The organism is Pseudomonas coleopterorum, from assembly GCF_900105555.1.
Classification (GTDB): domain Bacteria; phylum Pseudomonadota; class Gammaproteobacteria; order Pseudomonadales; family Pseudomonadaceae; genus Aquipseudomonas; species Aquipseudomonas coleopterorum.
In genome coordinates, this window is sequence record NZ_FNTZ01000001.1 from 3082703 (window position 1) to 3095424 (window position 12722).

Consider the following 12722-nt stretch of genomic DNA (forward strand, 5'->3'; position numbering starts at 1 on the left):
GCGGCGTTTTTTTATCGCTGGGTTTATCGGTGGCGCAAGGAGTAGTGGTGACATGTGGGAGCGGGCTCTGCCCGCGAAGAGGCCCTTGAATCCACCCAAAAACAAAAGGCCGCATACGCGGCCTTTTGTTCAAACATCCATCACCTCAATACTTGGTGATGTCCGCCTTGGTTTCCAGCAGCTTGCGGTACGCCGCGAAATCCTGCTGCCCCATGCGCGACGCCAGGAAGCGGCGGTACTGGGTCTTCTCTTCATCGCTAGGCGCCGCAGCTTCGTTCACGCCGTCCAGGCGCAGAACCACGAAGCTACCGTCCTTCAGCGTCACGCTGCTGAACTCGGGCTTGTCCTTGGCTTGCGGCTTGGGCATGCGGAACAGTGCCTGCAGCTCGGCCGGCTCGATACCGTCCTGGCCGCGGCTGACCGCCTCCAGCACTTTCCAGGGCTGACCTTCCTGACTGGCCGCCAGCGGCACCTTGCCGTCGCGCAGACCGGCCAGCAGCGCTTCGCCCTTGGCCTTCACTTGGGCCGCAGCATGCTGCCGGGCCAGCTCGGCGCGAATCGGTCCGGCCACCGCTTCCAGCGGCAGTTGCTCAGGCTTGCGATGCTCCTTCACGCGCACCACAACCATGGTTTCCGGGTCCAGCTCCAGCGCAGCGCTGTTGGAACCCTCCTCCAGCACTTCAGGGCTGAATGCGGCCTGCACCACGGCACGGCTGGCAGTCACGCCCTGGCTGCCGCCTTCCTTGCCGAACGGCTCGGACGTGTGGACCTTGAGGCCCAACTCCTGCGCAGGCTGCCCCAGGTCCGAGGCTTCGAACGCCGAGTCTTCCAGTTGCTTGGTGGCGGTCACGAAGCGCTGTTCAACTTCCTGAGTCTTCAGGTCGCTGGTCAGCTTGGCCTTGAGGCTGGCGAAGGTCGGTACGTCCGGAGCCTGCACGTCTTCAAGCTTGATCAGGTGCCAGCCGAAATCGGTGCGCACCGGCGCCGAAACCTGGCCCTTGCTCAGGGCATTGAGCGCGGTTTCGAACGCCGGGTCGTACACGCCATTGCCGGCGAAACCGAGGTCACCGCCATTGCTGGCCGACCCTGGATCCTGGGAGACTTCCTTGGCCAGCTTGGCAAAGTCCTCACCCTTCTCCAGACGTGCCTGCACTTCCTCGATCTTGGCCTTGGCCTGCGCGTCATCGAGCTTGTCGTTGACCTCGATCAGAATGTGCGCGGCACGACGCTGCTCGGACAGGTTGGCGATCTCTTTCTGGTAGGCGTCCTGGAGATCCTCGTCCTTCACGGTGACCTGGTCGAAGAAGGATGACTTCTTCAGCTCGACGTAGTCGATGACCACCTGATCAGGGCTCATGAACTCCTTGGCGTGTTCGTCGTAATGCGCCTTGACCTCGTCGTCGGTGACCTTGGTCGCCGTCGGGTCCGCCTTGAATGTCAGCGAAGCGAAATCACGGGTCTGTTTCTCGAGGCGAGCGAACGCGGCAACCTGCTCGTCGGTCACGAAGCTGCTGCCCGCCAGGCCGGCACGCAGCTGGCCGATGAGCATCTCTTCGGAGAGCATCTGACGGAACTGCAGACGGCCGTAGCCCATCTGGCGAATGACCTGATCGAAGCGTTCGGCGCTGAACTTGCCGTCGACCTGGAATTCAGGCGTCTGCAGCATGATCTGGTCGAGCGCGCCCTCGGAGAAGGCGAACTTGGCGTCATGGGCACCTTGCAGCAGCAGCTTGCGATCGATCAGGCCCTTGAGGGCCGCTTCGCGCAGCATCTTGTCGTCGAGCAGGGCTGGATCGAAATCCTTGCCCAGCTGTTGCATCAGTTGGCGACGTTGCATCTCGGTCGCCTGACTGAGTTCGTTCAAGGTGATCTCGTCACCGTTGACCTTTGCAGCGTCCTGGCTATGGCTGGCGGCCTGGAAGATCGCGTCGAAACCGGTCAGCGCCATCAATACGATGATCAAACCGATGATGGTCTTGGCAATCCAGCCCTGGGAATTATCCCTGATGTTCTGCAGCATGCATCCCCCGAAAACGGCCGTACAGATAGAGCGACCGCGGAGAGTAATAGGAATCCGGATAGAAGAAAGGCGCATCCGAGGATGCGCCTTCTCGTAACTCGCGGAGCTTGCTCAGCTCCACTCCTGTTGCCGGCATTGCCTGGCAGCAGGTAGCAAAGGCGTGGCCGAAGCTTAGTTGACAGCTTCTTTCAGGGCTTTACCGGCTTTGAAGCTGGGCTTCTTGGCAGCCGCGATTTCCAGGGCCTTGCCGGTTTGCGGGTTGCGACCGGTACGCGCTGGGCGATCAGTCACGGAGAACGTACCGAAACCTACCAACACAACCGAATCACCGGATTTCAGGGCACCCGTCACGGATTCGATCACGGCGTCCAGCGCCTTGCCAGCTGTAGCTTTGGAGATATCAGCAGATGCGGCGATTGCGTCAATCAGTTCCGACTTGTTCACTATAAGTCCCCTTATATCGATATTTTGAGTTGTTTCTAAGTATGTGGTGAAACGTGCGCCGGGTGGCTGTCGACACAGCAAGTGCCGCTTTATAACAAGGGCTCAAAAAAGCTGTCAAGAAAGCCACCCAGTCAAATCAAGGCTCAATGCGTGCTGATTCGTTCCTTGGAATCCGTATCGCGTTTCTCATCCTTGGCGACAATCTCGGGAGCCACATCGGGCAAGGGCTCCGGCGCGTATTGCAGCGCAATTTGCAGGACTTCGTCAATCCATTTAACAGGTTTAATCTGCAGATCCTGCTTGATATTGTCGGGAATTTCCTTGAGATCGCGCACGTTTTCTTCAGGGATGATTACCGTCTTGATTCCACCACGATGGGCCGCCAGCAACTTCTCCTTCAGCCCGCCGATGGCCAATACCTGGCCACGCAAGGTGATTTCGCCGGTCATGGCGACATCGGCGCGTACCGGAATCTGGGTCAGCGCCGAGACCAGTGCGGTGCACATGCCGACACCGGCGCTCGGGCCATCCTTGGGGGTCGCACCTTCGGGCATATGGATGTGCGTGTCGTGCTTCTCGTGGAAGTCCGCGGCGATTCCCAGGCTATTGGCACGGCTGCGCACCACCGTCTGCGCCGCAGTGATGGACTCGACCATGACGTCACCCAGCGAACCGGTCTTGATCAACTGGCCCTTGCCTGGGATGACTGCCGCTTCGATGGTCAGCAACTCACCGCCCACTTGAGTCCATGCCAGGCCGGTGACCTGACCGACCTGATCCTGCTGCTCGGCCAAACCGTAGCGGAACTTGCGCACGCCCAGCAGATGATCCAGCGAATCGGGCGTGACCTTGACCGTGAATTTCTTCAGGTGCGCATGTTCTTTCACCACCTTGCGGCAGATCTTGGCAATCTGACGTTCCAGCCCACGCACGCCCGCCTCGCGAGTGTAGTAGCGGATGATGTCGCGAATCGCATCGACCTCGATCTCGACCTCGGCCTTCTTCAGGCCATTGGCTTCGATCTGCTTGGGCGACAGGTACTTGATCGCGATATTGATCTTCTCGTCTTCGGTGTAGCCCGGCAGACGGATGACTTCCATGCGGTCGAGCAGCGCCGGCGGGATGTTCATCGAGTTCGAGGTGCACAGGAACATCACGTCGGAAAGATCGTAGTCGACTTCCAGGTAATGGTCGTTGAAGTTGTGGTTCTGCTCAGGATCCAGCACCTCCAGCAACGCCGAGGCCGGATCGCCGCGCATGTCGCTGCCCATTTTGTCGATCTCGTCGAGCAGGAACAGCGGATTGCGAACGCCCACCTTGGTCATCTTCTGGATCAGGCGACCGGGCATCGAGCCGATGTAGGTGCGACGGTGACCCCGAATCTCGGCCTCGTCACGCACGCCACCCAGGGCCATGCGCACGAACTTGCGGTTGGTGGCATGAGCGATGGATTCGGCCAGGGAAGTCTTGCCCACACCCGGCGGCCCTACCAGACACAGCACCGGACCGCGGATCTTCTTCACCCGCTTCTGCACGGCGAGGTATTCAAGAATACGTTCCTTGACCTCTTCCAGACCGTAGTGGTCGGCATCGAGAATGCTCTCAGCGCGCGCCAGGTCCAGACGCACCTTGCTCTGCGCCTGCCATGGCACCTGCACCAGCCAGTCGATGTAAGTGCGCACCACGGTCGCTTCCGCCGACATCGGCGACATCTGCTTGAGCTTGTTCAACTCGGCCGTGGCCTTGGCCAGGGCGTCCTTGGGCAGGCCCGCGGCATCGATGCGCTTTTTCAGCTCTTCGACTTCGTTGTGCCCTTCCTCACCGTCGCCCAGCTCTTTCTGAATGGCCTTCATCTGCTCGTTCAGATAGTACTCGCGCTGGCTGCGCTCCATCTGCTTCTTGACCCGTCCGCGAATGCGCTTCTCGACCTGCAGCAGGTCGATCTCGGCATCCAGCAGGGCCAGCACGTGTTCGACACGCGCAGGCAGCTCGATGATTTCGAGTATTTCCTGCTTCTGTTCGATCTTCAGCGCCATGTGCGCGGCCATGGTGTCGACCAGGCGACCGGGCTCATCGATGCTGTTGAGCGAGGACAGCACTTCGGCCGGAACCTTCTTGCCCAGCTGCACGTACTGCTCGAACTGGCCCAGCAAGGTACGTACGAACACTTCGGACTCGCGATCCGGAGCGTCGACCTCGTCGATCAACTGCACTTCGGCACGCACGTGGCCGTCGATCTCCAGGAACTGCTCGACACTGCCGCGCTGCTCGCCTTCGACCAGCACCTTGACGGTGCCATCGGGCAGCTTGAGCAACTGCAGGACGGTGGCGACAGTGCCGACACGGTACAAGGCGCCTTCACCTGGATCGTCATCGGCGGGATTCTTTTGCGCGAGCAAAAGGATCTGCTTTTCGCCCGACATCGCCGCCTCGAGGGCTTCGATGGACTTCTCACGACCCACAAACAGCGGGATGACCATGTGCGGATAGACGACGACATCGCGCAATGGCAGGAGAGGCAATTCGATGGTTGTCTTCATGATTTCGCCTCTACAGCGGCCCCGAAGGCCGTAAACAGATGGAATTGAACATGCCTTCAATGTGGGGGCTTGCCCGGCAAAAAACAAGTTCGCTGTCTGAAAAACGAAAAGGGCCCGTAGGCCCCTTCCTTGTTCCAGCTCAGATTTTCGATCAGGCGTCGGGTGCAGCCTTCGCCGGCGGCTCGCTGTTTTCGTAGATCAACAGCGGCTTGGACGTCCCTTCGATCACGCTTTCGTCGATGACCACTTTGCTGACATCCGTCTGCGAAGGAATCTCGTACATGGTGTCGAGCAGAATGCCTTCCAGGATCGAACGCAGGCCACGGGCACCGGTCTTGCGCTCAAGAGCGCGACGGGCCACCGATTTCAACGCGTCGGTACGGAACTCGAGATCCACACCTTCCATTTCGAACAGCTTGCCGTATTGCTTGGTCAGCGCGTTCTTGGGTTCGGTGAGAATCTGGATCAGTGCCGCTTCGTCCAGCTCGTCCAAGGTGGCCAGCACCGGCAGACGACCGACGAACTCGGGAATCAAACCGAATTTGACCAGGTCATCGGGTTCAACTTCGCGCAGCGATTCGCCGACCTTCTTGCCTTCCTGCTTGCTGCGCACTTGGGCACTGAAACCGATACCGCCCTGGGTGGAGCGATTCTGGATGACCTTCTCCAGGCCGGAGAATGCGCCACCGCAGATGAACAGAATATTGCGCGTATCGACCTGCAGGAACTCCTGCTGAGGATGCTTACGACCACCCTGAGGCGGTACCGAGGCAACCGTGCCCTCGATCAGCTTCAACAGCGCTTGCTGCACGCCTTCACCCGAAACGTCACGGGTGATGGACGGGTTGTCCGACTTGCGCGAAATCTTGTCGATTTCGTCGATGTAGACGATGCCCATCTGGGCCTTCTCGACATCGTAGTCGCACTTCTGCAGCAGTTTCTGAATGATGTTCTCAACGTCCTCACCCACGTAACCGGCTTCGGTCAGGGTGGTGGCATCGGCGATGGTGAACGGGACGTTGAGCAGGCGAGCCAGGGTTTCGGCCAGCAGCGTCTTGCCCGAACCGGTCGGGCCGATCAGCAGGATGTTGCTCTTGCCGAGCTCTACGTCGTCATTCTTCTTGTCACGCTGGTTCAGGCGCTTGTAGTGGTTGTACACCGCTACCGCGAGAACCTTCTTGGCGCGCTCCTGGCCAATCACATACTGATCCAGGATGCCGCTTATTTCTTTGGGCGAGGGCAATTTGTGCGCGCTGCTCTCGGCCTGGGCTTCCTGCACCTCCTCGCGGATGATGTCGTTGCACAGGTCGACGCACTCGTCGCAGATAAAGACCGAGGGGCCGGCAATCAATTTGCGCACTTCATGCTGGCTTTTGCCACAGAAGGAGCAATAGAGCAGCTTGTTGCCGTTGTCCTCGCCGTTGCGGGTGTCAGTCATTCGATCGATCCAAATCCGATAGGCTTGCAACACAAGATGAAGGCTATTGCGGGCTTTTTCAAGCCCGGCAATGGTCGGGCATGCCAACCAGCCCTATTTTGAGCGGCTCATGTTAAGCGGGGCGACGGTCAATCACTTTGTCGATCAGGCCATAGGCTTGCGCCGCTTCGGCACTCATGAAGTTGTCGCGGTTGGTATCGCGCTCGATTTCTTCCAGGGTGCGCCCGCTGTGCTTGGCCATCAGCGCGTTGAGACGCTCCCGGATAAACAGGATTTCCTTGGCATGGATTTCGATGTCCGACGCCTGGCCCTGGAAGCCACCCAGTGGCTGGTGAATCATCACGCGTGAGTTCGGCAGGCAGAAACGCTTGCCTTCGGCACCGGCGGTCAGCAGGAATGCGCCCATGCTGCAGGCTTGGCCAATGCAGGTGGTCGACACGTTCGGCTTGATGAACTGCATGGTGTCGTAGATCGACATGCCTGCAGTGACCGAACCGCCTGGGGAGTTGATGTAGAGATGGATGTCCTTGTCCGGGTTTTCCGCCTCAAGGAACAGCAGCTGCGCACAGATCAGGTTGGCCATGTAGTCCTCTACCGGGCCAACCAGAAAGATCACTCGCTCCTTTAGCAGGCGTGAGTAGATATCGTAGGCGCGTTCGCCACGAGCGGATTGCTCGACAACCATCGGGACCAGGCCGCCAGCGGCCTGGATATCAGAGTTCTGCTGAATATAGGAATTACGGAACATGCTCTGCAGTTACTCCCAAATAGTCATGTCTTGAAAACGCACAAGCCAGCGCGAGGCTGGCTTGTGGTTGAATTTCCAACGAGTTGGACAATCAGTCGGCTTGTGCTGCTTCCGCCGGTTTGACTGCTTCTTCGTAAGAGACCGCTTTATCGGTCACCTTAGCCTTCTGCAGAACAGTATCCACAACTTGTTCTTCCAGCACAACCGAACGGACTTCGTTCAGCTGCTCGTCATTTTTGTAGTACCACGATACAACTTGCTCGGGCTCCTGGTAGGCCGAGGCCATTTCCTGGATCAGCTCGCGCACGCGTGCTTCGTCCGGCTTGAGCTCGTTCTGCTTGACCACTTCGGCGACGATCAGGCCCAGCACGACGCGGCGCTTGGCCTGTTCGGTGAACAGCTCGGCCGGCAGTTGGTCGGGTTTGATGTTGCCACCGAACTGCTGAACGGCTTGAACGCGCAGGCGGTCGACTTCGTTGTCCAGCAGCGCCTTGGGCACTTCGATCGGGTTGGTCGATACCAGACCGTCCATGACCTGATTCTTGATCTTGGCCTTGATGGCCTGACGCAGCTCGCGCTCCATGTTCTTGCGAACTTCGGCGCGGAAGCCGTCGAGACCGGTTTCCTTGATGCCGAACTGGCCGAAGAACTCTTCGTTCAGTTCAGGCAGCTTGGCTTCGGAAACGCTGTTGACGGTAACGGTGAACTCGGCGGCCTTGCCGGCCAGCTCGAGGTTCTGGTAGTCCTCGGGGAAGTTCAGGTTCAGCACCTTCTCTTCACCGGCCTTGGCGCCGACCAGACCGTCTTCGAAACCGGGAATCATGCGGCCCGAACCCAGTACCAGCTGGGTACCGCTGGCCGAACCACCGGAGAACGCCTCGCCTTCGATCTTGCCGACGAAGTCGATGTTCAACTGGTCTTCGGTCTGGGCAGCGCGCTCGACCTGCTCGTAACGCACGTTCTGCTTGCGCAGCACTTCGAGCATGTTGTCCAGGTCGCTGTCGGCGACGTCGGCGCTCAGGCGCTCGACTTCGATGCTGTCGAACGCGCCGACTTCGAACTCGGGGAACACTTCGAAGGTGGCGATGTATTCCAGATCCTTGCCCTTTTCGAACACTTTAGGCTCGACGGCGGGTGCGCCGGCTGGGTTGAGCTTGTGCTCGACCACGGCTTCATAGAAGGAAGCCTGGATGACGTTGCCCAGAGCTTCCTGGCGCGCGTCAGCCTCGTAGCGCTGACGGATGACGCTCATAGGCACCTTGCCTGGACGGAAGCCCGGGATCTTGGCGTTACGGGCGGTCTGTTGCAGACGCTTGTTGACTTCGGCCTCGATGCGCTCGGCGGGAACACCGATGGTCATGCGGCGCTCGAGAGCGGAAGTGTTTTCAACAGAAACTTGCATGGATTTTCCTCGTTGCACAGACGTTAGCCGGCCATTTCCGACCCCAGATCAAGGGCAAGCATTCTAGTGGCTCGAACTCAAGAAGTCACCCTATGCACATGGATGCGCGGAAAGTCACTGCAGAAACCGTCCAACGGCAGCAAAACAAGGCCTGTTCAGGGATGAAAAGTGATCTCTCGGACAACTTTTGCAAGACAATGATGGGCCCGCTGGTATTCTGTCAGCGGATAAAGTCATTACCTTGCACCTCTATGCGGAGAGCACGATCATTCTGTCGTTTCCGGTAACAATGCCCACCATCGCAGGACCTTCATGGCCATAAACCCCGTGCCGCTGGTGTCCCTCGCCAATTGCGAGGACGAGCCCATCCATCGACCGGGCGCGATCCAACCTCATGGCGCACTGATCGCGCTGGATGCCGAAGGTCGCGTATTGAGCCGCAGCGCCAACCTGATGGCGACCATTGGGCTGGATGTGCTGCCGGGCAGCACGCCGGACGGCGAGTTGCTGGGCGGCGATGTCCTGGAGCTGATCGCAGAGGGGCTTGCCAGCAGCGATCACTGGGCCAACAGTGTCGAAAGCGTGCTGCTCGGCCGCCTGTTCGACGTGGTTGCCCATCGCCATCTGCAGATCCTGTATCTGGAGTTCGAGCCGCGCCGTACGGCCAGCGGCTCCTTCAGCCAGTTCGCCCTGTACGCGCAGCGCATCATCAGCCAGATGCAGAACCGCCACGACATCGATGCCCTGCTGAGCCGCGTGACCCAGGAAATCCGCAACATGACGGGCTACGACCGGGTCATGGCCTATCGCTTTCGTCCCGACCTGTCCGGCGAGGTCATCGCCGAGGCCCATCGCGAAGACCTCGAAAGCTACCTGGGCCAGCGTTACCCGGCCTCGGACATCCCTGCCCAGGCTCGCCTGCTCTATATATTGAATCCGATTCGCCTGATCGCCGACGTGACCTATGCGCCAGCGCCACTAACCCCGTCACTGGATCCGCGAACCGGCCAGCCATTCGACCTCAGTTTCAGCACCCTGCGCAGCGTTTCACCGATCCACTGCGAGTACCTCACCAACATGGGCGTGCGCGCCTCGATGAGCGTTTCCATCGTCGTGGGTGGCAAGCTGTGGGGGCTGTTCTCCTGCCACCACATGTCGCCCAAGACGATGGCTCACCCCTTGCGCATGTCGTTCCAGGTCATCTCGCAGGTCTGCAGCGCACTGGTCGAACGCCTGGAACACAACCTGGCCACACAGACCCTGAAGCAGGCAAGCGACCAGCAACAGAGACTCATGACCCTGGCCCGCGACTCCGAAGATCTGGTCAGCGCGTTGGCGGGTGATCCGGACAATATTGCCTCGCTGATTCCGTGCGATGGCGCTGCGGTGGTGATGTCGGGACGTACCCAGAGCATCGGCGGGCATTTCGACGCCCTGTGCCGCCAGGTACTCGAACACGTCGAACAGGACCCGAACCTCGAGGTGTTCCATACCGAGCATTGGCAAGGCTCGGCAAGCGAGCGCAACACCAGCGGCTACTGTGGCATTCTGGCGGTCCGCTTCCACCGACAGGAATCGGGCTGGGTCATGTGGCTGCGCAAGGAAGAAATCAACAACGTGCGCTGGGGCGGCAAGCCGGAGAAGATCATCAAGGTCGGGCCCTCGGGCGCCCGGCTGACACCCCGAGGCTCGTTCGAAGCCTGGGAAGAAGTGGTGCGCGGACGCTCGGCCAGCTGGGGTGATACCGACATCGCGATAGCCGAGAAGCTGCGGCGTGATCTGGTCGAGTTGTGCCTGAGCCGCGCCAGCGAGATCGATGGCATGCGCCAGCGCCTGATCGCGATGCTCGGTCACGACCTGCGCAACCCGCTGCAGTCCATTTCCATGGCCGCCGCCATGCTGTCTTCGAACGAAACGCGCGACACCGAACTGCGCAAGCACATCAGCCACTCCAGCGGTCGCATGGAACGGCTGATCAGCCAGATCCTGGAGATGAGTCGCCTGCAGTCGGGCCTCGGCATCATGGTCAATCGGGTCGAGACCGATCTGTCGACACTGGTGGAAAGCATCGTCCACGAAACCGCCGTGGCTTTTCCCAGCCTGACCATCGAAGCCCGCATCGAGCCGGACGTACGCGCCATGGTCGATCCGGATCGCTACGCGCAGGTCATCACCAACCTGCTGGGCAATGCTCGCTACCACGGCACGCCCGACACACCGGTACTGATCAGCTTGAGCACCGAACAGCAGAACACGCGATTGTCCGTGCTCAACCAGACCACTCCGGTGGCGCCCGAGCGACTGGCGACGCTGTTTCAGCCGTTCAAGCCGCACAGCGCCGAGAACCTGCGCAACAAGAATGGCCTGGGGATTGGCCTGTACATCTCTCAGGCAATCGCGGTGGCTCACAGCGGCAACCTGAGTGTGGAGCAGAACGGCAATGTCATCACGTTCAGCATGGTCCAACCGGTGGAGGCGTGAAGCCTTGAGCGCGTGAAGCGCTCGCCAAATCGCAGACACGAAAAAGCCGCCCTGAGGCGGCTTTCACGTTGAGCGACAGGCCTGGGCCTTGCCATTCTGGTTGGTGCGGACGAAGAGACTCGAACTCTTACACCTTTCGGCGCTGGAACCTAAATCCAGTGTGTCTACCAATTCCACCACGTCCGCGTGTAGCTTTTAAAGCAAAGGCGCCGGATCGGTTAGAATCGGGCGCCTTTCGGAATATGGGGTGGACGATGGGGATCGAACCCACGACAACAGGAGTCACAATCCTGTGCTCTACCAACTGAGCTACGCCCACCATATTGCGTTTACTGCGTTACTTGTGCCAAAGCTGCCTAATGGCGCACCCGGCAGGACTCGAACCTGCGACCATCCGCTTAGAAGGCGGATGCTCTATCCAGCTGAGCTACGGGCGCTTTTGAGTCTGTAGTCCTTGCAGATTACAAATCCAGAGCTTCAGTCGGTGATGACAAACAAGCCTTGAAACCGCTTGCTTTGCCCTACCTTCTTCACCAGTGCTAGGCCCTGCCCGACAAGTGCGACGAATGTTATAGACGAGCCTTGGGGTCGTCAACTCTTTTTTCAAAAAAATTCATTTAATTAAAGGGCTTAGGACGTTTCGCTAAGCAAGCGCCTTTGCCCTGGGCGTGCGACATGCGAGAATGCGCGCACATTTTCATTCCTTTTCGATGGTTAATCACGCGTCATGACTGCACAACTTATCGACGGCAAGGCGATCGCCGCCAACCTGCGCCAGCAGATCGCTCATCAGGTTGCCGAGCGTCGTCAGAAGGGCCTGCGCACGCCAGGGCTCGCGGTGATTCTGGTGGGCACCGACCCCGCTTCCCAGGTCTATGTATCGCACAAGCGCAAGGACTGCGAAGAAGTCGGATTCGCTTCCCGCGCCTTTGACCTGCCGAGCACGACTTCGCAGCTGGAGTTGGAGACGCTGATCGACACCCTCAATGCCGATACCGATATCGACGGCATCCTGTTGCAGTTGCCGCTGCCCGAGCACCTGGATGCCTCGCTGCTGCTCGAGCGCATCCGCCCGGACAAGGACGTCGATGGTTTCCATCCTTATAACGTCGGTCGCCTGGCCCAGCGCATCCCGTTGCTGCGCCCCTGCACCCCCAAAGGGATCATGACGCTGCTGGAAAGCACCGGCCAGGATCTGTACGGGATGGACGCAGTGGTAGTAGGTGCTTCCAACATCGTCGGTCGGCCCATGGCCATGGAACTGTTGCTGGCAGGCTGCACCGTGACCGTGACGCACCGTTTCACCAAAGACCTCGCGGGCCATGTAGGCCGCGCCGACCTGGTGGTGGTCGCTGCCGGCAAGCCGGGGCTGGTGAAGGGCGAATGGATCAAGGAAGGCGCGATCGTGATCGACGTGGGCATCAACCGTCAGGCCGATGGCAAGCTGGTGGGCGATGTCGTGTATGAAACCGCTCTGCCCCGCGCCGGCTGGATCACGCCGGTGCCAGGCGGCGTAGGTCCGATGACCCGCGCCTGCCTGCTGGAAAATACCCTCTATGCAGCACAGACCTTGCACAAGTGATGTGACTCCCTTTTGCTGCCTCTGACCGCCCCTACGGATGAATCGATGTCCTGTAGGGGCGGTCCGT

General features: G+C 59.7%; 8 protein-coding genes and 3 tRNA genes. 2 read left to right on the top strand and 9 right to left on the bottom strand.

What is annotated here, in order from left to right; genetic code table 11:
• Positions 1-145: 145 nt before the first annotated feature.
• The 6 genes from BLV18_RS13705 to tig all read right to left on the bottom strand — a co-directional run bounded on the left by BLV18_RS13705 (position 146) and on the right by tig (position 8592).
• Positions 146-2020, bottom strand: a complete 1875-nt coding sequence (locus BLV18_RS13705; RefSeq protein ID WP_090359275.1) for a SurA N-terminal domain-containing protein — start codon at positions 2018-2020, stop codon at positions 146-148.
• A 171-nt stretch (positions 2021-2191) separates the two neighbouring features.
• The gene (locus tag BLV18_RS13710) at positions 2192-2464 is read right to left on the bottom strand and encodes an HU family DNA-binding protein (RefSeq protein ID WP_049858847.1); all 273 of its coding nucleotides are present in this window, start codon (positions 2462-2464) and stop codon (positions 2192-2194) included.
• 143 nt (positions 2465-2607) lie between these two features.
• A complete protein-coding gene (lon, locus tag BLV18_RS13715; protein WP_090359277.1) occupies positions 2608-5004 on the bottom strand; it encodes an endopeptidase La in 2397 nt (798 codons plus the stop codon).
• 151 nt (positions 5005-5155) lie between these two features.
• Positions 5156-6442, bottom strand: coding sequence for an ATP-dependent Clp protease ATP-binding subunit ClpX (clpX, locus tag BLV18_RS13720; protein ID WP_049858849.1), 1287 nt, complete (start codon positions 6440-6442; stop codon positions 5156-5158).
• Positions 6443-6554: 112 nt separating this feature from the next.
• Positions 6555-7190 carry an ATP-dependent Clp endopeptidase proteolytic subunit ClpP gene (gene clpP / locus BLV18_RS13725; RefSeq protein ID WP_049858850.1) on the bottom strand — a complete coding sequence of 212 codons (636 nt, stop codon included), beginning with the start codon at positions 7188-7190 and terminating at the stop codon, positions 6555-6557.
• Between the two features lie 91 nt (positions 7191-7281).
• Positions 7282-8592: a trigger factor gene (gene tig, locus BLV18_RS13730; RefSeq protein WP_049858851.1), complete on the bottom strand. Its 1311-nt coding sequence runs from the start codon at positions 8590-8592 to the stop codon at positions 7282-7284.
• Positions 8593-8904: 312 nt separating this feature from the next.
• Here tig and BLV18_RS13735 point away from each other — a divergent pair, with 312 nt between their 5' ends.
• Positions 8905-11073, top strand: coding sequence for a GAF domain-containing protein (locus tag BLV18_RS13735; protein WP_090359279.1), 2169 nt, complete (start codon positions 8905-8907; stop codon positions 11071-11073).
• Between the two features lie 101 nt (positions 11074-11174).
• On the opposite strand, the gene BLV18_RS13740 is transcribed toward BLV18_RS13735, so the two are convergent.
• The 3 genes from BLV18_RS13740 to BLV18_RS13750 all read right to left on the bottom strand — a co-directional run bounded on the left by BLV18_RS13740 (position 11175) and on the right by BLV18_RS13750 (position 11510).
• Positions 11175-11259, bottom strand: a tRNA-Leu gene (locus BLV18_RS13740).
• Between the two features lie 57 nt (positions 11260-11316).
• Positions 11317-11392, bottom strand: a tRNA-His gene (locus BLV18_RS13745).
• Positions 11393-11433: 41 nt separating this feature from the next.
• Positions 11434-11510: transfer RNA gene (locus tag BLV18_RS13750), tRNA-Arg, on the bottom strand.
• A 290-nt stretch (positions 11511-11800) separates the two neighbouring features.
• Between BLV18_RS13750 and folD the strand changes: the two genes are divergently transcribed.
• Entirely contained in the window at positions 11801-12655 is an 855-nt protein-coding gene (gene folD, locus BLV18_RS13755) for a bifunctional methylenetetrahydrofolate dehydrogenase/methenyltetrahydrofolate cyclohydrolase FolD (protein ID WP_090359281.1), read from the top strand.
• Positions 12656-12722 lie beyond the last annotated feature (67 nt).